Source organism: Paucibacter sediminis, from assembly GCF_030254645.1.
In the GTDB taxonomy this organism is placed as follows: Bacteria; Pseudomonadota; Gammaproteobacteria; order Burkholderiales; family Burkholderiaceae_C; genus Paucibacter_B; species Paucibacter_B sediminis.
On record NZ_CP116346.1, the window covers coordinates 5,137,129 to 5,157,210 of the forward strand.

Annotated in this window: 19 protein-coding genes and 1 tRNA gene; 8 read left to right on the forward strand and 12 right to left on the reverse strand. The window is 65.2% G+C overall.

Annotation, left to right across the window (positions count from 1 at the left end):
* Positions 1–69: 69 nt before the first annotated feature.
* The 5 genes from PFX98_RS23810 to PFX98_RS23830 all read right to left on the reverse strand — a co-directional run bounded on the left by PFX98_RS23810 (position 70) and on the right by PFX98_RS23830 (position 6,280).
* Positions 70–1,611 (reverse strand): 2-isopropylmalate synthase, encoded by a 1,542-nt coding sequence (locus tag PFX98_RS23810; RefSeq protein WP_285232951.1) that lies wholly within the window; start codon positions 1,609–1,611, stop codon positions 70–72.
* A gap of 230 nt (positions 1,612–1,841) precedes the next feature.
* Positions 1,842–2,684 carry a CDP-diacylglycerol--serine O-phosphatidyltransferase gene (gene pssA / locus PFX98_RS23815; protein ID WP_285232952.1) on the reverse strand — a complete coding sequence of 281 codons (843 nt, stop codon included), beginning with the start codon at positions 2,682–2,684 and terminating at the stop codon, positions 1,842–1,844.
* An 81-nt stretch (positions 2,685–2,765) separates the two neighbouring features.
* A complete protein-coding gene (ilvC, locus tag PFX98_RS23820; RefSeq protein ID WP_285232953.1) occupies positions 2,766–3,782 on the reverse strand; it encodes a ketol-acid reductoisomerase in 1,017 nt (338 codons plus the stop codon).
* 49 nt (positions 3,783–3,831) lie between these two features.
* On the reverse strand, positions 3,832–4,323 hold the full coding sequence (gene ilvN, locus PFX98_RS23825) for an acetolactate synthase small subunit (RefSeq protein ID WP_285232954.1): 492 nt from the start codon (positions 4,321–4,323) through the stop codon (positions 3,832–3,834).
* Positions 4,324–4,489: 166 nt separating this feature from the next.
* Positions 4,490–6,280, reverse strand: a complete 1,791-nt coding sequence (locus PFX98_RS23830; protein WP_285232955.1) for an acetolactate synthase 3 catalytic subunit — start codon at positions 6,278–6,280, stop codon at positions 4,490–4,492.
* A 251-nt stretch (positions 6,281–6,531) separates the two neighbouring features.
* Between PFX98_RS23830 and PFX98_RS23835 the strand changes: the two genes are divergently transcribed.
* Genes PFX98_RS23835 through PFX98_RS23855 form a run of 5 tightly spaced genes read left to right on the forward strand, consistent with a single transcriptional unit; the run spans position 6,532 to position 9,276 of the window.
* Positions 6,532–7,098 carry an RNA polymerase sigma factor gene (locus PFX98_RS23835; protein ID WP_285232956.1) on the forward strand — a complete coding sequence of 189 codons (567 nt, stop codon included), beginning with the start codon at positions 6,532–6,534 and terminating at the stop codon, positions 7,096–7,098.
* Positions 7,095–7,571, forward strand: coding sequence for a DUF3619 family protein (locus tag PFX98_RS23840; protein ID WP_285232957.1), 477 nt, complete (start codon positions 7,095–7,097; stop codon positions 7,569–7,571). Before PFX98_RS23835 ends, PFX98_RS23840 begins: the two co-directional genes overlap by 4 nt.
* Positions 7,572–7,583: 12 nt before the next feature.
* Positions 7,584–8,384, forward strand: coding sequence for a DUF3106 domain-containing protein (locus tag PFX98_RS23845; RefSeq protein WP_285232958.1), 801 nt, complete (start codon positions 7,584–7,586; stop codon positions 8,382–8,384).
* 14 nt (positions 8,385–8,398) lie between these two features.
* Positions 8,399–8,899 carry an RDD family protein gene (locus PFX98_RS23850; protein WP_285232959.1) on the forward strand — a complete coding sequence of 167 codons (501 nt, stop codon included), beginning with the start codon at positions 8,399–8,401 and terminating at the stop codon, positions 8,897–8,899.
* The gene (locus PFX98_RS23855; RefSeq protein ID WP_285232960.1) at positions 8,896–9,276 is read left to right on the forward strand and encodes a diacylglycerol kinase; all 381 of its coding nucleotides are present in this window, start codon (positions 8,896–8,898) and stop codon (positions 9,274–9,276) included. The genes PFX98_RS23850 and PFX98_RS23855 overlap by 4 nt, the downstream gene beginning before the upstream one ends.
* A 4-nt stretch (positions 9,277–9,280) precedes the next feature.
* On the opposite strand, the gene PFX98_RS23860 is transcribed toward PFX98_RS23855, so the two are convergent.
* Together PFX98_RS23860 and PFX98_RS23865 are read right to left on the reverse strand one after the other, a co-directional pair.
* Positions 9,281–9,619 carry a P-II family nitrogen regulator gene (locus tag PFX98_RS23860; RefSeq protein ID WP_241298315.1) on the reverse strand — a complete coding sequence of 113 codons (339 nt, stop codon included), beginning with the start codon at positions 9,617–9,619 and terminating at the stop codon, positions 9,281–9,283.
* A 36-nt stretch (positions 9,620–9,655) separates the two neighbouring features.
* Positions 9,656–11,344, reverse strand: coding sequence for an NAD+ synthase (locus PFX98_RS23865; protein ID WP_285232961.1), 1,689 nt, complete (start codon positions 11,342–11,344; stop codon positions 9,656–9,658).
* Positions 11,345–11,388: 44 nt separating this feature from the next.
* Here PFX98_RS23865 and PFX98_RS23870 point away from each other — a divergent pair, with 44 nt between their 5' ends.
* On the forward strand, positions 11,389–12,552 hold the full coding sequence (locus PFX98_RS23870; protein WP_285232962.1) for a GNAT family N-acetyltransferase: 1,164 nt from the start codon (positions 11,389–11,391) through the stop codon (positions 12,550–12,552).
* 62 nt (positions 12,553–12,614) lie between these two features.
* Here PFX98_RS23870 and ppa read toward each other — a convergent pair whose 3' ends face one another.
* A complete protein-coding gene (gene ppa / locus PFX98_RS23875; protein ID WP_285232963.1) occupies positions 12,615–13,154 on the reverse strand; it encodes an inorganic diphosphatase in 540 nt (179 codons plus the stop codon).
* A gap of 254 nt (positions 13,155–13,408) precedes the next feature.
* On the opposite strand from ppa, the gene PFX98_RS23880 reads away from it, so the two are divergent.
* Complete coding sequence (locus tag PFX98_RS23880) at positions 13,409–15,580, forward strand: sodium-translocating pyrophosphatase (protein ID WP_285232964.1); 2,172 nt, start codon at positions 13,409–13,411, stop codon at positions 15,578–15,580.
* Positions 15,581–15,744: 164 nt separating this feature from the next.
* On the forward strand, positions 15,745–16,563 hold the full coding sequence (locus tag PFX98_RS23885) for a hypothetical protein (protein ID WP_285232965.1): 819 nt from the start codon (positions 15,745–15,747) through the stop codon (positions 16,561–16,563).
* Positions 16,564–16,638: 75 nt separating this feature from the next.
* Here the strand turns inward: PFX98_RS23885 and PFX98_RS23890 are convergent.
* The 4 genes from PFX98_RS23890 to pheT all read right to left on the reverse strand — a co-directional run bounded on the left by PFX98_RS23890 (position 16,639) and on the right by pheT (position 20,060).
* Positions 16,639–16,715, reverse strand: a tRNA-Pro gene (locus PFX98_RS23890).
* A 31-nt stretch (positions 16,716–16,746) separates the two neighbouring features.
* Positions 16,747–17,220, reverse strand: a complete 474-nt coding sequence (locus PFX98_RS23895) for a MerR family transcriptional regulator (RefSeq protein ID WP_285235687.1) — start codon at positions 17,218–17,220, stop codon at positions 16,747–16,749.
* 34 nt (positions 17,221–17,254) lie between these two features.
* On the reverse strand, positions 17,255–17,623 hold the full coding sequence (locus PFX98_RS23900) for an integration host factor subunit alpha (protein ID WP_285232966.1): 369 nt from the start codon (positions 17,621–17,623) through the stop codon (positions 17,255–17,257).
* Between the two features lie 10 nt (positions 17,624–17,633).
* Positions 17,634–20,060: a phenylalanine--tRNA ligase subunit beta gene (gene pheT / locus PFX98_RS23905; protein WP_285232967.1), complete on the reverse strand. Its 2,427-nt coding sequence runs from the start codon at positions 20,058–20,060 to the stop codon at positions 17,634–17,636.
* Positions 20,061–20,082: the final 22 nt, after the last annotated feature.

Here is a 20,082-nt window from a genome sequence, read left to right on the forward strand (position 1 = left end):
AAAAAAGCCAGGCAAGATCAAAAACTTAAAGCGCGATGCTTAAGTAAAGCATCGCTTTTGACCCTGACCTTAACCCTGCGCAGCCACCCGCTCCACCTTGCTCTGCAGCTTGTTCAGCGCGCTCAAATATGCCTTGGCCGAGGCCACCACGATATCCGGGTCGGCCCCCACGCCGTTGACCACGCGCCCCGCGTGCTGCAGACGCACGGTGACCTCGCCCTGTGATTCTGTACTACCGCTGGTGATTGCGTTCACCGAATACAGGATCATTTCGGCACCACTTTGCACTTTGCTCTCGATTGCACGTAGGCTGGCATCGACCGGGCCGTTGCCATCGCTCTCGGCGCTGAACTCCTGGTCGCCGGCGGCAAACACCACCCGCGCATGCGGACGCTCACCGGTTTCCGAATGCTGGGCCAGCGAAACCAGGCGGAAATGCTCGTGGTCCTGGGTCACCGACTCGTCCATCACCAGGGCGATGATGTCCTCGTCGAAGATCTCGTTCTTGCGGTCGGCCAGGTCCTTGAAGCGCACGAAGGCGGCATTCACCTCGGCCTCGGACTCCAGCGCCACGCCCAGCTCCTGCAGGCGCTGTTTGAAGGCGTTGCGGCCGCTGAGCTTGCCCAGCACGATCTTGTTGGCACTCCAGCCCACGTCCTCGGCGCGCATGATCTCGTAGGTGTCGCGTGCCTTCAGCACGCCGTCCTGGTGGATGCCCGAGGCATGTGCAAAGGCATTCGCTCCCACCACGGCCTTGTTGGGCTGCACCACGAAGCCGGTGGTTTGTGACACCAGGCGCGAGGCCGGCACGATCTGCGAGGGGTCGATGCCCAGGTCCAGGCCGAAGTAGTCGCGCCGCGTCTTCAGCGCCATCACCACCTCTTCCAGCGAACAGTTGCCGGCGCGCTCACCCAGCCCGTTGATGGTGCATTCGATCTGCCGCGCGCCACCGATCTTCACGCCCGCCAGCGAGTTGGCGACCGCCATGCCAAGGTCGTTGTGGCAATGCACCGACCAGACCGCCTGATCGGAGTTCGGTACCTTCTCGCGCAAGGTCTTGATGAAATTGCCGTAGAGCTCGGGAATGGCATAACCCACGGTATCGGGGATGTTGATGGTGCGCGCACCCTCCTTGATGACCGCCTCGACCACGCGGGCCAGGAAGTCCATGTCGGAGCGATAGCCGTCCTCGGGCGAGAACTCGATGTCGTCGGTCAGGTTGCGGGCAAAGCGCACCGCCAGCGTGGCCTGTTCCAGCACCTGCTCGCGCGTCATGCGCAGCTTCTTCTCCATGTGGAGCTCGCTGGTGGCGATGAAGGTGTGGATGCGCGAGCGTGCCGCGCCCTTGAGCGCCTCGGCCGCACGCGCGATGTCGCGATCGTTGGCGCGCGCCAGCGAGCAGATGGTGCTCTCGCGCACCGCATCGGCAATCGCCCTGACGGCCTCGAAATCGCCATTGCTGGAGGCGGCAAAGCCGGCCTCGATCACATCGACGCGCATGCGCTCCAGCTGGCGCGCGATGCGCAGCTTTTCGTCCTTCGTCATCGAAGCGCCGGGCGATTGCTCGCCGTCACGCAAGGTGGTGTCGAAGATGATCAGCTTGTCAGCCATGAGAATTCTCCGTGTCAGGCAGGTTGGTGATGAAGTAGCAGGCGAAAAAACAAAAAGCCCGCGAAGCAGATGCTCGGCGGGCTCTTGGGGAGAAGAGACGGCTGGTGTCAGGCGCGCACCGGCCTCAAGCCCAAGGGCCCGATGGCTAGTAGCAAAGCGGCGGTGACGGCAACGGTCTTCATGCGTTCGAATGTAGCATGGCCAGGCCGGATTTTCCCGGCCAGCCTACGTCAATGGTGAAGTCCCTTTTCATCGGGCTCATCGGTCGAGGTGGCGATCACGCTCACGGGCTTGCCCTTCATACGCTTGTAGCCGTACACCACATAGCCCGACAGGCCATAGAAGCAGAACAGGCTGAACAGCACGATGGGCGGGTGGATGTTGATCACCGCAATCAGCAGGGCGATCGCCACGATGGTGATGAAGGGCACCGAGCGCTTGAAGCTCACGTCCTTGAAGCTGTAGAAGGGCGCGTTGGTGACCATGGTGAGTCCGGCATACAGCATGAAGCCGAAGGCCAGCCAGCTGAGCTGCGGATCCTGGCTCACGCCCTTGTAGCCGGCATCATCCAGCACCCAGATCAGCCCCATCACGAGCGCAGCGGCAGCCGGACTGGGCACGCCCTGGAAAAAGCGCTTGTCGACCACCGCCAGATTGGTATTGAAGCGCGCCAGGCGCAGCGCCGCGGCGGCGCAGTAGACAAAGGCCGCGAACCAGCCCCATTTGCCCAGGCCCTTCAGGGCCCATTCATACATGATCAGCGCCGGCGCGGCACCGAAGGACACCATGTCGGAGAGGCTGTCCATCTGCTCGCCGAAGGTGCTTTGCGTGTTGGTCATGCGCGCCACGCGCCCGTCCAGGCTGTCCAGCACCATGGCGCAGAAGATGCCGTAGACCGATTGCTCGAAGCGCCCGTTCATCGCCATCACGATGGCATAGAAGCCACCGAATAGCGCCGCCAGCGTGAACAGATTGGGCAGGATGTAGATGCCCTTGCGGCGCGGCCGCACGGGTTCCAACACTTCGCTGTCCTCATCGTCCAGCAAGTGCTCGGTTTTCTTGGCTTCGGTCATGGGGCGGGAGGATACAACAGCGGGCCAAGCAAAAAAGCCGCGCGGCCTCAAGGCTGCGCGGCTTCAGGGCATGAGCGAGACTCAGTTCTTGGATTGATCGACCAGGCGATTCTTCTTGATCCAGGGCATCATGGCGCGCAGCTTCTCGCCCACTTGCTCGATCGGGTGCTCGGCGGTCAGGCGGCGACGGCTCAGCAGGGTCGGCGCGCCGGCCTTGTTCTCCAGGATGAAGCTCTTCGCGTATTCACCGGTCTGGATGTCCTTCAGGCATTGGCGCATCGCGTTCTTGGTGGCTTCGGTCACCACGCGCGGGCCGGTCACGTACTCGCCATACTCGGCGTTGTTCGAGATCGAGTAGTTCATGTTGGCGATGCCGCCCTCGTAGATCAGGTCCACGATGAGCTTGAGCTCGTGCAGGCACTCGAAGTAGGCCATCTCGGGCGCATAGCCGGCCTCGGTGAGGGTCTCGAAGCCCGCCTTGATCAGTTCCACGGCGCCACCGCACAGCACGGCCTGCTCGCCGAACAGGTCGGTCTCGGTCTCTTCGCGGAAATTGGTCTCGATGATGCCGGCCTTGCCGCCGCCATTGGCCGAGGCGTAGGACAGCGCCAGATCGCGCGCCTTGCCGGTCTTGTCGGCGTAGACGGCGATCAGGTGCGGCACACCGCCACCCTGGGTGTAGGTGCCGCGCACGGTGTGGCCGGGGGCCTTGGGGGCAACCATCCAGACGTCCAGGTCGGCGCGCGGCGTGACCTGGCCGTAGTGCACGTTGAAGCCATGAGCGAAGGCCAGCGAGGCGCCCTGCTTGATATTGGGCTCGACCTCGCGCTTGTAGACCTCGGCGATCTGCTCGTCCGGCAGCAGAATCATCACCACGTCGGCCGCCTTCACGGCGTCGGCAATCTCGGCCACCTTCAGGCCGGCGTTCTCCGCCTTGGCCCAGGATGCACCACCACGACGCAGACCGACGGTCACCTTGACGCCGCTGTCATTCAGGTTTTGTGCATGGGCATGGCCTTGTGAGCCATAGCCGATGATGGTGACGTTCTTGCCCTTGATGAGGCTCAGGTCAGCGTCCTTGTCGTAGTAAACGTTCATGTCGGTCTCCAGGAAAAAACGGTTCAGGGGTGTTGGGTAGGAAAGGCGTTCAGACGCGCAGGATGCGTTCGCCGCGGCCGATGCCGCTGGCACCGGTGCGCACGGTCTCAAGAATCGCGGTGCGGTCGATGGAATCGATGAAAGCGTCCAGCTTGGAGCTGTCGCCGGTCAACTCGATCGTGTAGGTCTTCTCGGTCACGTCGATGATGCGGCCGCGGAAGATGTCGGCGGTGCGCTTCATTTCCTCGCGCTCCTTGCCGACGGCGCGCACCTTGATGAGCATGAGCTCGCGTTCGGTGTAATTGCCCTCGGTCAGGTCGACCACCTTGACCACCTCGATGAGGCGATTCAGGTGCTTGGTGATCTGCTCGATCACCTCGTCGGAGCCGGTGGTGACGATGGTCATGCGCGACAGCGACGCGTCTTCCGTCGGCGCCACCGTCAGGCTTTCGATGTTGTAGCCGCGGGCGGAGAACAAGGCGACGACGCGCGACAGCGCGCCCGGCTCGTTCTCGATGAGCAGTGCAATGATGTGTTTCATGAGTCCTCGTCCTGCGCGCTCTTCAGACCGTCGGCGGTAACCGCCGGCCCTTGGCCACGCTGTTCGATGTCAGTGGAAGGGAACGCTTGGGGCCGCTCTGCCGTGCATCCGGCGACGCGCTGAGCTTGCTGCGGTAACAACAAGCCTGCACATCGCCTTCCGCACCTCAGAGGTCCTCGGACCCCAGCAGCATTTCCGAGATGCCCTTGCCGGCTTGCACCATGGGCCAGACGTTTTCGGTCGGGTCGGTGCGCACGTCCAGGAACACGGTGCGGTCCTTCAGCCGGATCGCCTCGCGCAGGGCGGGCTCCACGTCCTCGGGGCGCTCGACCAGCAGACCGACGTGGCCATAGGCCTCGGCCAGCTTGACGAAGTCGGGCAGCGCATCCATATAGCTGTGCGAGTAGCGCTTGCCGTAGTCCAGCTCCTGCCACTGCCGCACCATGCCCAGGTAGCGGTTGTTCAGCGAGACGATCTTCACAGGCGTCTTGTACTGCTGGCAGGTCGACAGTTCCTGGATGCACATCTGGATCGAGCCTTCGCCGGTGATGCAGAACACATCCGACTCGGGCTTGGCCAGCTTGATGCCCATGGCATAGGGCAGGCCCACGCCCATGGTGCCCAGGCCGCCGGAATTGATCCAGCGGCGCGGCTCATCGAAGCGGTAGAACTGCGCGGCCCACATCTGGTGCTGGCCCACATCGGAGGTGATGTAGGTGTCGCGGTCGCGGGTCAGATTCCACAGCGTTTCCACCACGGCCTGCGGCTTGATGACGCCGCTGTCCTTCTTGTAGGCCAGGCAGTCGCGGCGGCGCCATTCGTTCACCTGGCTCCACCAGGCGTTGATGGCGGCCGCATCGGGCTTGGCCTGGGCCTCGCGGATCTGGTGGATCAACTCCTGCAGCACATCCTTGACGTCGCCGACGATGGGGATGTCCACGCGCACCCGCTTGGAAATCGACGAGGGGTCGATGTCCACATGGATGATCTTGCGCTCCACCTGGGCGAAATGCTTGGGATTGCCGATCACGCGGTCATCGAAGCGCGCGCCCACGGCCAGCAGCACATCGCAATGCTGCATGGTCATATTGGCCTCGTAGGTGCCGTGCATGCCCAGCATGCCGAGGAAGCGCGGGTCGCTGGACGGGAAGGCGCCCAGGCCCATCAAGGTATTGGTGACCGGATAACCCAGCAGGTCCACCAGCTCGCGCAGCTCCTTCGAGGCCTCGCCCAGGATCACACCGCCACCGGTGTAGATATAGGGGCGCTTGGCCTGCAGCAGCAGCTGCACCGCCTTGCGGATCTGGCCGCTATGGCCCTTGCGCACCGGGTTGTAGGAGCGCATCTCCACATGGGTGGGGTAGCTGAAGTGTGCCTTGCTCAGCGAGACGTCCTTGGGGATGTCCACCACCACCGGGCCGGGGCGACCGGTGCGGGCAATATGGAAGGCCTTCTTCATCGTCATCGCCAGATCGCGCACATCCTTCACCAGGAAGTTGTGCTTGACGATGGGGCGGGTGATGCCGACGGTGTCGCATTCCTGGAAGGCATCCAGGCCGATCGCCGGCGTGGGCACCTGGCCGGTGATGATCACCATCGGGATCGAGTCCATGTAGGCGGTGGCAATGCCGGTCACGGCATTGGTCACACCCGGACCTGAGGTCACGAGGGCAACACCCACTTCGCCAGTGGCGCGGGCATAGCCGTCAGCGGCGTGCACGGCGGCCTGTTCATGGCGCACCAGCACATGCTGGATATGGTCTTGTTTGTACAGTGCGTCGTAGATGTACAGCACCGAGCCGCCCGGGTAGCCCCAAAGGTACTTGACACCTTCGGCCTGCAGGCTGCGAACAAGGATTTCAGAGCCGTTCGGCTCCGACGAGGGGGGGGTATTGTGCGGTTGTGCACGACCATCGGGGGTCGCAGCACGCTTGGCGTCCGCGGCAGACATGTCCATATAGAACCTCTGTGAATTTCTCTAACGAAAAACCATCGGTGCCCCTTCTCGCACCCTCGTGAGGTGGATTCGGAGCCTGTGCGGTCAAAAACGAGGCGCCCCGGTTGGGCAGCCAGCTTGAGACTAAGAACTCTTTGTGCGAAGCAGCATTATGCACGCAAACCCGCGGTCACCAATGATTTCCCTAGGGTCCGCTCTCGCAATGCAATAATTCGCGTCGTTTTGCCAGCTCAGGGCTTGCCCTTTCCACATTGGCTTCCGATAAAGAACTCAACGACTTTCTGCGCAGCGCCGAACGCCGGGCCTTCAAACGAACGGCCTACTTGGTCCGTGACGACGATGCCGCGCTGGACATCGTGCAGGACGCCATGATCCGCCTGGCCGAGAAGTACTTCGACCGCCCGGCGGCCGAGTTGCCGCTGGTGTTCCCGCGCATCCTGTCGAACGCGACGATGGACTGGTTCCGGCGCCAGAAGGTCAGAAACGCCGTCATGCACAACATGTCGGACTTCGAGTCATCAGACCCCGACGGCGATTTCGACCTGCTGGAAACCCTCGAATCGCAGGACGGCGCGATGGGCGCGCTGAGCGCGGCCGACGAGGTTTCCAAGGGCCAGATCCTGCAGGCCATCGATCAGGAAGTATCTATGTTGCCGGCGCGTCAACGGGAAGCCTTCCTGCTGCGTTACTGGGAAGAGTTGGATGTCGCCGAGACCGCGGCCGTGATGGGTTGCTCCGAGGGAAGTGTTAAGACACACTGCTCGCGAGCGGTTCATTCATTGGCCAAGTCACTCAAAGCCAAGGGAATCACATTATGAGCAAGCAGCACTCGCAGATCAGTCAGGACCAGGAAGCGCGCATGGCACGCTTTGGCCTGAGCGTCGCCGCGGGCCTGAATGCCCAGTGCGAGCAACTCCCGGCCGATATCGGTGAACGCCTGCGCTTCGCGCGCGAGCAGGCCATGTTGAAAGCCAAGGCGGCGCGCCTGGCGCAGCCCGAACTGGTGCAACAAGCGGCAGCCGTTCCCCAGGGCGACAGCCTGGCCCTGCAAGGCGGCCCCGGCGGCAAGCCTTCACGCTGGCTCAAGCTGGCATCGCTGGGCCCCCTGCTCTTGCTGGTACTGGGCCTGCTGCTGATCCAGCACAGCCAGTGGTACCAGCAGATCCTGGCCGCGGCGGAAGTGGACACGGCCTTGCTGTCGACCCAGCTGCCGCCCGCCGCCTACAGCGACCCCGGCTTCCGTGAGTATCTGAACGAAGACCAGCAACCTGCGACCGAGCAGCCCGAGTGACCGACTGAGAACATGATCCGGCCACTCCCAACAAGTTCGCTCGCCGCCCATTCCATCACTCTCGCCCTCGGCCTGATGACGGCCTGGCTGCCCGTGCAGCCGGCCGGCGCGCAGGCGCCCGAGCCCAGCGCAGACACGGCCAGTGCGGTGCCGGCCAGCCCCGCCGCCAGCGCCGTGGCCAAACCGCTGCCGGCGGGTACTGCCGCGGGCCTGCTGGGCATCGGCAGTTGGCAGGCCCTGAGCCCGGCCCAGCGCTCGGCCCTGGCCCCGCTGCAGCAGGAATGGGACAAGCTCGACAGCTCGCGCCGCGGCAAATGGCTGGAGGTGGCGGCGCGCTTCCATACGCTGCCGGCCGACGAACAGGCGCGCATCCGCGAGCGCATGATCGAGTGGACCAAGCTGAGCCCGATCGAGCGCCAGCAGGCCCGGGTCGGCTTCCAGTCCACGCCGCAGCTCAAGAACAATGAACTGCAGGCCAAATGGGAGGCCTACCAAGCCCTGCCCCCCGAGCGTCGCCAGGCGCTGGCGGACCGCGCCAGCCAGAAGACCCTGCCCGCGGCGAGCACGGCTCCAGGCGGCAAGGCCGCGGCGCCGCTGAGCCTTGCCAAATCCAATCTGGTGCCGGCACCGTCCGTGGCACCGATCACGGCCGTGGCACCGTCCATCCTGCAGGCCCGACCTGGCGCCACCACCGTGCTGATCACGCAGGTCAAGACGCTGCCCGCGCACCAGACCGCCGGCCAACCCAAGGTGCTGGCCGACCCCGATCTGGTCGACCCCAAGACCCTGCTGCCGAAGGCGCGCGCCAACTGACGATGAGCGAAGCGATGAATAGCCCGCAGGCGCCGGGCCTGCTGCGCCGCATGGCCTGCTTCATGTACGAGGGCGTGTTGCTGTTCGGCGTGGTGTTCGTGGCCGGCTATCTGTACTCGGCCCTCACCCAGCAGCGCCATGCCATGCAGGGCCAGCATGGCCTGCAGGCCTTCCTGTTCGTGGTGCTGGGCATCTACTTCATCTGGTTCTGGTCGCATGGCGGTCAGACCGTGGCGATGAAGGCCTGGCATCTGCGCGTGGTGGACCAACAGGGTGCCCCGCTCACCCAGGCGCGCGCGCTGCTGCGCTATCTGCTGAGCTGGCTGTGGTTCATGCCGGCGCTGGTGAGCGTCTACGCGATGGGCCTGCATGGCCTGGGGGCGATCTTCGGCACCCTGCTGGCCGGCGTGCTGGGCTATGCCCTGCTGGCCAAGCTGCATCCGCAAGGGCAGTTCCTGCACGATGTGCTGAGCCGCACCCGCCTCATCACGCAACTGCCCCCCAAGAAGGCATGAGCAATCCGCACAAGGGCCGCACCGGCCTGGATCGCATCCTGCGCGCCACCGGCTACTCGATGGCCGGCCTGCGCGCGGCCTACACGGGCGAAAGCGCGTTTCGGCAGGAAGTCTGGTTGATGGTAGTGGCCACGCCGGCGGCCTTCTGGCTGGGCCGCAACTGGGTCGAGGTGGCGCTGCTGCTGGGCTCGCTGCTGTTGCTGCTGATCGTGGAGCTGCTGAACTCCGGCATCGAGGCCGCGATCGACCGCATCTCGTTCGAGTTGCACGAACTGTCCAAGCGCGCCAAGGACATCGCCAGCGCCGCGGTGTTCCTGGCGCTGCTGCTTTGCGCAGGCATCTGGGGCGCCGCCCTGTGGCAGCGCCTGCTGACCTGAGGCCTTAGACCGCCGCCTCGTCGGTCTCGCCGGTGCGGATGCGCACCACCTGCTCCACGGGGGTGACGAAGATCTTGCCATCGCCGATCTTGCCGGTCTTGGCCGCCTTCAGGATGGCGTCGATGCAGCGCTCGACGTCATCGTCCTTGACCACCACTTCCACCTTCACCTTGGGCAGGAAGTCCACCACGTACTCCGCACCGCGGTAGAGCTCGGTATGGCCCTTCTGGCGGCCGAAGCCCTTCACCTCGGTCACCGTCAGACCCGATGCACCCACCTCGGCCAGAGCCTCGCGGACTTCGTCCAGCTTGAAGGGCTTGATGATGGCGGTGATCTGCTTCATGGTCTGACTCCAGCGATTTGAAAGGATTGGGGCAATTTAAGCACGGAACTTGGAGGTAATCGGGTAGCGCCAGTCGCGTCCGAAGGCGCGGTGCGTGATGCGTATGCCGATGGGCGCCTGGCGCCGCTTGTATTCGTTGATCTTGATCAGGCGGGTGACGCGCTCCACGTCGGCCGCAGCGAAGCCCGCCGCGACGATCTCGGCGATCGACTGGTCTTCTTCCATATAGCGCGCCAGGATCGCGTCAAGCACCTCGTAAGGCGGCAGGCTGTCCTGGTCCTTCTGATCCGGGCGCAACTCGGCCGAGGGCGGCCGGGTGATGATGCGCTCCGGAATCACCGGGCCCAGCGTGCCATCGGCGCGCCGCGTCGGCTGTTCGTTCTTCCAGCGCGCCAGGCGGAACACCAGGGTCTTGGCCACATCCTTGATGACGGCGAAGCCGCCCGCCATGTCGCCGTAAAGCGTGCAGTAGCCGGTCGCCATCTCGCTCTTGTTGCCGGTGGTGAGCACGATGGAGCCGAACTTGTTGGACAGCGCCATCAGCAGCGTGCCGCGCACGCGCGCCTGGATGTTCTCCTCAGTGGCGTCCAGCGGCAGGCCGGCGAATTCGCCCGCCAGGCTTTGCGTGAAGGCCTCGAACATGGGCGTGATGGACTTCTCGTCGTAGCGCACGCCCAGGCGCTCGGCCATGTCGCGTGCGTCGATCCAGGAGATGTCAGCCGTATAGGGCGAAGGCATCATCACGGTGCGCACGCGATCCGCACCCAGCGCATCCACCGCCACCGCCAAGACCAGGGCCGAGTCGATGCCGCCCGACAGCCCGATGATGGCGCCCGGAAAGCCATTCTTGCCGATGTAGTCGCGCACCCCGGTGACCAGCGCCGCCCAGCATTGCGCCTCCAGCTCCGGCAAGGGCATGACCTGACCCCGCGGGCAGGCATCGGCGCCCAGTTCGATCAGCGTCAGGTCCTCCTCGAACATCGGCGCACGCGCCACCACCCGGCCCTGGGCATCGAGCGCGAAGGAAGCACCGTCGAACACCACCTCGTCCTGCCCGCCCACCAGATGGGCGTAGAGCAGCGGCAGCCCCACATCGCGCGCGCGCTGGGCCATGCGCTCCTCGCGCTCGGCCACCTTGCCCAGATGAAAGGGCGAGGCGTTCAAGACGCACAGCACCTGGGCGCCCGCGGCCCTGGCGGCACGCGCGGGCTCCTCGAACCAGGCGTCTTCGCAAATCGTCAGCCCGAAACGCAGGCCATCGATCTCGAACACCACCGCACCCTGCCCCGCATCGCGGCCGGAGATGAAATAGCGGCGCTCGTCAAACACCTGGTAGTTGGGCAGCTCGCGCTTGCAATAGGTGCGCAAGACCTGTCCCCCTGCCAGCACCGAGGCCGCATTGAAGCGGCGCGGCACGCTCAGGGACTTGGACCTAAGATCCCCGCCATCGTCCATTTGATGCGGATGCCCCACCACCACATGCAAGCCTTCGCACGCGGCAAGCTCTTCGGCAATCAGGCGCAGGCTGGCTGCGCAAGCCTCCATGAAGGCCGGCCGCAGCAACAGATCCTCCGGCGGATAGCCACACAGACTCAGCTCCGGCGTGAGCAGCAATCGGGCACCTTGCGCATGGGCACGCCGGCCGTACTCGATGATCTTGCTGGCGTTGCCGGCCAGATCGCCGACGGTGACATTGATTTGCGCAAGCGCGACTTTCACAGACATGGGCGCGGGGTCCTGGCGAGCCCTGGCAAGCGCAGGGCAAAAGCATGAATCGAGGCGTCGCCGATTATGTCATTCGGGTTGCTACCGATCCCCATGATCTGCCCCTGCAAGCCTGGAACGATTTGCTGCGCGCGCAGGAGCTGCCCACGCCCTTCATGCGGCTGGAATATTTCCAGGCCCTGCATGCCAGCGGCTCGGCGGTGGCCTCCACCGGTTGGCAGCCGCAGTTCCTGAGCCTCTGGCATGGCGATGAACTGGTGGGCGCCTGCCCGGCCTATCTGAAGAGCCACTCCTACGGCGAATACGTGTTTGACTGGGCCTGGGCCGACGCCTATGCGCGCCATGGCCTGAGCTACTACCCCAAGCTGCTGGTGGCCGTGCCCTTCACGCCGGTGCCGGGCGCGCGCCTGCTGGCGCGCGACGCGGCCGCGCGCGACGCCCTGGTGCGCGGCCTGCAGGCGCTGGCAGCGCAGTTGCAGCTCTCCTCTGCCCATGTGCTGTTCTGCAGTGACGCGGACATGGCCGCCCTGCAGGGCGCGGGCTGGCTGCCGCGCCACAACGTGCAGTTCCACTGGCAGAACACCCAGCAGACGCCGCGCGAGTTCAAGGACTATCTGGCCAGCCTGCAACGCGACAAGCGCAAGAAGATCCAGCAGGAGCAGCGCCGCGTGCGCGAGGCCGGGGTGCGCTTCGAGGTGCGCGAAGGCGCGCAGATCAGCGCGCAGGACTGGGACTTCTTCTACCGCTGCTACACCCTCACCTACCGCGCACATCGCAGCACGCCCTATCTGAGTCGCAGCTTCTTCGCCGAGGCGAGCCGGCAGATGGCGCAGCATTGGCTGATGTTCATCGCCTACCGCGAGGGCGAGCGCCTGGCCGCCTCCTTGCTCGCCCTGGATCCCGAGCGCCGCACCGCCTATGGGCGCTACTGGGGTGCCCTGGAAGCCGTCCCCTGCCTGCATTTCGACGCCTGCTATTACCAGCCCCTGGCCTGGTGCCTGGCCCAGGGTTACCAGCGCTTCGAGGGCGGCGCCCAGGGCGAGCACAAGATGGCGCGCGGGCTCATGCCGGTGGGCACGCAGTCGGCCCACCGCCTGGCGCACCCGCAGTTCCGCGACGCGGTGGCCGAATTCCTGGCGCGCGAGGGCGAGGCCATGCACGACTACGTGAACGAACTGGAACAGCACCAGCCCTTCAAGAAGGCATGACCTGACCCCAGAAACGACAAAAGCGCCTCGCGGCGCTCTTGTCATCGGCAGCAGGGCTGACCTTACTTCTGCTGCTGCTTGGCGTAGGCGGCGATGCCGGACATGATCTCGGCCTTGGCGGCCTCCGGGCCTTCCCAGCCCTGCACCTTGACCCACTTGCCGGGTTCCAGGTCCTTGTAATGCTCGAAGAAATGCTGGATGGCGTTGAGGCGCATCTTGTTCACGTCCTCGGGCTTCTGCCAATGCGTGTACATGGGCAGGATCTTGTCGATCGGCACGGCCAGCAGCTTGGCGTCGCCGCCTGCCTCGTCGTCCATCTTCAGCACGCCGACGGCACGGCAGGTCACCACCACGCCAGGGGTCAGCGGGAAGGGGGTGATCACCAGCACGTCCACCGGGTCGCCGTCATCCGACAGGGTCTGCGGGATGTAGCCATAGTTGCAGGGGTAGTGCATCGCGGTCGTCATGAAACGATCCACGAACATGGCACCGGTCTCCTTGTCGACCTCGTACTTGATCGGGTCGGCGTTCATCGGGATTTCGATGATCACGTTGAACTGTTCGGGCGCCTTGGCGCCGGGGGTCACGTTGTGCAGGCTCATTGTGTTCTCTACGGCCAGGGGGAAACCCGCATTCTAGAGGCTCAGCTGATAGGGGCCTGACGCCTGAAGCCTGGACGCCGCCTCAAGCCCGCTTCAATCTCGTTTACCCGCATCCGCTGGTAAACGCGCAATCCAAGCGTCACGCCCCTCACTTAGCATGAACTCAGCGACCCTGTTGATACGAAGCGTGCAGGACTGGCGTTCAGAGACGGGGCGTCTTCAACAACGGCAGATACAACAGAGGAGACATGTACATGTCGACGAGTTTGGCGCTGTATTTCGCGCTGGCCTGCGGCCTGGCCGCGGTTCTGTATGGCTTCATCCAACGAAGCTGGATTCTCAGTCAGGATGCCGGCAATGCCCGCATGCAGGAGATCGCCGCGGCGATCCAGCAGGGCGCTGCGGCCTATCTGGCCCGGCAGTACAAGACGATTGCGATCGTCGGTGTGGTGCTTGCCATCCTGATTGCCCTGTTCCTGGACAAGACCACCGCCGTCGGCTTCGTGGTCGGCGCCCTGCTCTCGGGCGCCTGCGGTTTCATCGGCATGAACGTGTCGGTGCGTGCCAATGTGCGCACCGCGCAGGCGGCCACGCAAGGCATGGGCCCCGCCCTCAACGTCGCCTTCAAGGGTGGCGCCATCACCGGCATGCTGGTGGTGGGCCTGGGCCTGCTGGGCGTGAGCCTGTTCTTCTGGTTCCTGAGCGGCGGCGAGAAGGTGGACTCCGCCACGCTCAAGCCGCTGCTGGGCTTCGCCTTCGGCTCCTCGCTGATCTCGATCTTCGCGCGTCTGGGCGGCGGTATCTTCACCAAGGGCGCTGACGTCGGCGCCGACCTGGTGGGCAAGGTGGAGGCCGGCATCCCCGAGGATGACCCGCGCAACCCCGCCGTGATCGCCGACAACGTCGGCGACAACGTCGGCGACTGCGCCGGCATGGCGGCCGACCTGTTCGAGACCTATGCGGTGACGCTGATCGCCACCATGGCCCTGGGCGCCCTGGTCGTCACCAGCGCACCGATGGCCGCGGTGCTCTACCCGCTGCTGCTGGGTGGCGTTTCCATCATCGCCTCCATCATCGGCTGCAGCTTCGTCAAGGCCAGCCCCGGCATGAAGAACGTGATGCCGGCCCTCTACAAGGGGCTGACGGTGGCCGGCGTGCTGTCGCTGATCGCCTTCTACTTCGTCACCAAGGCCGTGGTGCCCGATGACGCGCTGGGTGCTGGCACGCAGCTGCGCCTGTTCGGCGCATGCGCGGTGGGTCTGGTGCTGACCGCCGTGCTGGTCTGGATCACCGAGTTCTACACCGGCACGCAGTATTCGCCGGTGCAGCACATCGCGCAGGCATCGACCACCGGCCACGGCACCAACATCATTGCCGGCCTGGGCGTGTCGATGCGCTCCACCGCCTGGCCGGTGCTGTTCGTCTGCGCCGCCATCATCGCGTCCTATGCGCTGGGCGGGCTTTACGCCATCGCGGTGGCGGCCACGTCGATGCTGAGCATGGCCGGCATCGTCGTCGCGCTGGACGCCTACGGCCCCATCACCGACAACGCCGGTGGTATTGCCGAGATGTCGGAGCTGCCCGAGAGTGTGCGCGCCGTCACCGATCCGCTGGACGCCGTCGGCAACACCACCAAGGCCGTGACCAAGGGCTATGCGATCGGTTCGGCCGGCCTGGCGGCCCTGGTGCTGTTTGCCGACTACACGCACTCGCTGTCGGCACGCGGCATCGACGTGAAGTTCGACCTCAGCGATCCCAAGGTGATCGTGGGCCTCTTCATCGGTGGCCTGATCCCCTACCTCTTCGGTGCGATGGCCATGGAGGCGGTGGGCCGTGCGGCCGGCGCCGTGGTGGTGGAAGTGCGCCGCCAGTTCAAGGAGATCAAGGGCATCATGGACGGCTCGGGCAAGCCCGAGTACGGCCGCGCCGTGGACATGCTGACGACCGCTGCGATCAAGGAAATGATCGTGCCCTCGCTGCTGCCCGTGGTGGTGCCGGTGCTGGTGGGCCTGCTCCTGGGCCCGGCCGCGCTGGGCGGTCTGCTGATGGGCACCATCGTGACCGGCCTGTTCGTGGCCATCTCGATGTGCACCGGCGGTGGCGCCTGGGACAACGCCAAGAAGTACATCGAAGACGGCCATCACGGCGGCAAGGGCTCCGAGGCCCACAAGGCCGCGGTGACCGGCGACACCGTGGGCGATCCCTACAAGGACACGGCCGGCCCGGCGGTCAACCCGCTGATCAAGATCATCAACATCGTGGCGCTGCTGATCGTGCCGCTGCTGCCGATGGCCGCATCGAGCGTGGAGACACCGGCGGCCCATGTCGCGCCCGCGGTGGCGCCGGTCAGCGAGGGATCCATACCGATGGCCGCCTCGGCCAGCGAGCCTGCGGCGGCACCGGCATCCGCCGCCTCCCAGCCCTGAGGGCTTTCCCTAGCCGACTCGAAACAGCCCGCGATCGCGGGCTGTTCTTACTTTGACGGGGCCAGAATGCGCGCAACAATAGGCCATCCTAGTGCAGCGCCGATTCCGGCCACCCATACTCCGCGAGCCCCATGATGAAACCAGCGATCACGCAACACGAGTTGATGCGCCGTCGCTCCCAAATGGCCGACCTGCAGCGCTATGTGGTCAGCCAGGAAGAGGCCTTCGGCCAGTTGCACGGCCGGCTCACGGCCTTCATCGATCGCTACGTGGCCACGCTCGGGCCGCTCTACATGGAACTCGATGCGCTGGAATCGCAGCTGCATCTGGCCATGACCTACCTCTCCGAAGCGCTGCGCAGCCATGGCGTCGATGCGCGGGCGCCGCTGCCGCCGCGAGCCACCGATCTGCCCCGCCTGAGCGTGCTGCCCAGTGCGGCCCCGATGCCGGTTGAACCCCAGGGCGGCATCGTCGACGTCGCGCCACCCACGCTCAAGCAGCTTTACCGCCGCGCCGCAATGCGCTTGCATCCGGACCTCGCGCGCGGTGAGCGCGAGCGCCGCCTACGCGAGGATCAGATGATGACCGCCAACGAGGCCTATGCCGCTGGCGACCGCCCCAGGCTGGAAGCGCTGCTGTTGGCGGCGGGCGAAGACCCGCTCAAGGTGACCGGCAGCAATGGCAGTGCCGTGCTCGAATGGTTGCGCCGCAGCGAGTTGGCCGTGCAGGGCCGATTGCGCGTCGTGCAGGCCCATTTGCTGGCCTTGCAAGCCCACCCCATGCACCAGCTCTGGATCGCCATCGAACGCGCCGAGTTGAAAGGCCTGGATCCGCTGGGCGTGATGGCGAACCGTCTGCGCGCCCAGATCAGCGAACGGCGCCAGGAGCTCTACATCGGCCAACGCCTGCAGCCCGATTCCAAGCTGGCACTCGCCTTCCTGCACCAGCGCGTGGAACGCATGGGCGCGATGGCACTGGGCTGATCCGGCCGCTTCGAAACGCGGGCTCCAGATACGACAAAACCCAGCATCTTGCGATGCTGGGTTTCTCGTTTTCATTGGTCGGGGCGGCGGGATTCGAACTCGCGACCCCTTGCACCCCATGCAAGTGCGCTACCAGGCTGCGCTACGCCCCGACTGAGAAAAAGATTATAGAACGATTTTTGACTAGATTGCAAGCAAACTCGCTCGAATCGACAGCAATTCTTCCCGCACCTGATCCAACGAGAGTTTTTCCAGGCTGACCGTGGCGCGCGCACTGTCGTGCACGCCCGCCGCCATCGCTGACACCGGCACATGGCCAGGGGTCAGGTCTTGCGTGAATCCGATCAGCTCCGCGGCATGCGCCTCCTCACGGAAGCTGCTGGCGGTATCGCCACGCGCCGCGCCACCCTCGGTGAGCTGATTGCGCGCACCGCTGATGGTGAAGCCCTGGTCGTACAAGAGATCGCGGATGCGCCGGATCAGCAACACCTCATGGTGCTGGTAATAGCGCCGATTGCCGCGCCGCTTCATAGGCTTGAGCTGCGTGAACTCCTGCTCCCAGTAGCGCAGCACATAGGGCTTCACACCGCACAGCTCACTCACCTCACCAATGGTGAAGTAACGTTTGGCGGGAATGGCGGGAAGCGCTTTGTCCATTGAAATCAAGGGCTTCAGGTGCGGAGGTCAGACTCTACTCGAAGTCGTCTGCGACGGGGGCTTCCCCTTGTACCGCAGCTTTGAGTTTGTGGCTGGCATGAAAAGTAACCACATTCCTGGCCTTGATCGGAATCGCCTCGCCGGTGCGCGGATTGCGCCCCGGGCGCGGCGCCTTGCGGCGGATGTTGAAGTTGCCGAAGCCCGACAGCTTCACATCGCGGCCCTGCACCAGGCTGGCATGGATGATGTCGAAGAAGGCCTCGACCATGTCCTTGGATTCGCGCTTGTTGAGGCCCAGCTTGTCGAACAGCAGCTCGGCGAGCTCGGCCTTGGTCAGCGTGGGCGTCTCGAGGCTGGGCAGCAGCACGCGCGCGCCCTGCTCCTTGGTATCGTCGTCGCTCATCAGCATGTCCTCAGCCGCGCAGACGCGCGCCCAGTTTGTCGCCCAGCGCGGCCACCACGGCAGCCACCGTTTGCTCGATGCGTTCGTCGGTCAGGGTGCTCTCGTCGTCCAGCAGCTCCAGCCGCACGGCCATGCTGCGCTCGCCGTCCTTGAACTCGGCGTTCGCCTGCGCCGGCTTGAACACATCAAAAAGTCTGGCCGAGCGTACCAGTCCGCTTTGCACGCCGGTGATGGCCTGCATCAAGGATTCATGCGTGACCTGCTCGCCCACGATCACGGCAAGATCGCGCAGCACGGCCTGCTGGCGCGGCACGCCCTGCCCTGCCGGCAGGCTGCGCGCCAGCACGGCGTCGAGGTCCAGTTCAAACAGGATGGGCGCGCTGGGCAGTTCGTAACCCTGGCGCCACTTGGGATGCAACTCGCCCAGCACGCCGATGTCGCGGCCGTCCAGTTCCACGCGAGCGCTACGGCCCGGGTGCAGGGCCGGATGCTCGGCAGCGACAAAGCGCAGCTGGCGCGGCGCGAACAAGGCCTCCAGATCGCCCTTCACGTCGAAGAAGTCCACCGCGCGCTCGCGCTGGCTCCATTGCTGCTGCTCGGCCGGGCCCCAGGCCAGGCCGCCCAGGCGCAGCGGCTGGGCCACGCCATTGATGCTCGCATCGCCCTGTGCCACGGAGGCATCGCGCAGGAACACGCGGCCGATTTCGAACACGCGCACGCGCGGCGCCTTGCGCGTCAGGTTGTAGCGCAGCACGTTGAGCAGGCTGCCCAGCAGGCTGGTGCGCATCACCGAGAGCGGCGCCGCAATCGGGTTCAGCAAACGGATCGGCTGCTGATTGCCCGCCAGCTCCTGCTCCCAACGCTCTTCGACGAAGCTGAAGTTGATGGTCTCGAAGTAGTCGCGCGCGGCCACGGCATGGCGCAGCGCATGCACGCCACGGCGCGCTTCCGAGCGCGTCTTGCCGACGATGGGGGCCAGCGGCGGCGTGGCCGGCAGCTTGGGGTAGCCCAGCACGCGGATGACTTCCTCGATCAGGTCTTCCTCGATCTGGATGTCGAAGCGCCAGCTCGGCGGCGTGACGGTCAGCACGCCGGGCTGCTCGCTGAATTCCAGGCCCAGACGCTGGAACACGCCGACGCAGTCGGCCTGCGTGATGGGCATGCCGATGACCTTGGCGGCACGTGCCACGCGCAGTTGCACCGGCTTGCGCTCGGGCAGGGCCAGGGTCTGATCGCTCACCGGGCCGGCCTCGCCGCCGCAGATGTCCAGAATCAGCTGGGTGATGCGCTCGATATGCTCGACGATGGTGGCGGGGTCCACGCCGCGCTCGAAGCGGTGCCCGGCATCGGTGGAGAAGTTGTAGCGGCGGCCGCGCCCCATCACCGCCTCGGGCCACCAGAATGCGGCCTCGACATAGACATGGCGCGTGTCATCCGACACCGCGGTGGCGTCGCCACCCATGATGCCGGCCAGCGACTCCACCTGCTCGGCATCGGCGATCACGCCGACCTTCTCGTCCAACTCGATGGTGTTGCCGTTCAGCAGCTTGAGCGTCTCGCCCGGCCGGCCCCAACGCACCACCAGCTCGTTGCGGATCTTGTCCAGATCGAAGATATGCGAGGGGCGGCCGTACTCGAACATCACGTAGTTGGAGATGTCCACCAGCGCCGTCACCGAACGCTGGCCGCAGCGCGCCAGACGCTCCACCATCCAGGCAGGCGTCTTCGCCTTGGTGTTGACTCCGCGCACAATGCGGCCGGCAAAGCGGCCGCACAGATCGGGCGCCTCGACGCGCACCGGCAGTTGGTCCTGGTGCTTGAGCGCCACCGGCGGGAATGCCGGGGTCTGCAGCGGCGTGCCGGTCAGCGCCGAGACCTCGCGCGCGATGCCATAGACGCTCAGGCCATGGCCCAGATTGGGCGTGAGCTTGAGGGTGAAGAGCGTGTCGTCGAGATTCAGATGCTGGCGGATGTCCTGCCCGATCGGCGCACCGGCATCCAGCTCCAGCAAGCCGCCATGGTCTTCGCTGAGCTTGAGCTCGCGCGCCGAGCACAGCATGCCGAAGCTTTCCACACCACGCAGCTTGCCCACCTTGATTTGGAAGGGCTTGCCATCCTCGCCCGGGGGCAGCTCGGCGCCCACCGTGGCCAGCGGCACCTTGATGCCGGCGCGCGCGTTGGGTGCACCGCAGACGATTTGCAGCGGCTCCCCATTGTTGAATTGAGCGCCGGCGTTGACCTTGCACACGCGCAGCTTGTCGGCGTTAGGGTGCTGCTCGGCCTCAAGGATCTCGGCCACCACGATGCCATGGAAGGGCGGCGCGGCGGGGCGCAGCTCTTCCACCTCCATGCCGGACATGGTGAGCAGATTGGCCAGCTCTTGGGTATTCAGGGGCGGATTGCAGAAGCTCCGCAGCCAGGACTCGGGGAATTGCATGTCTTGTTCTCTTCAGGCTTGT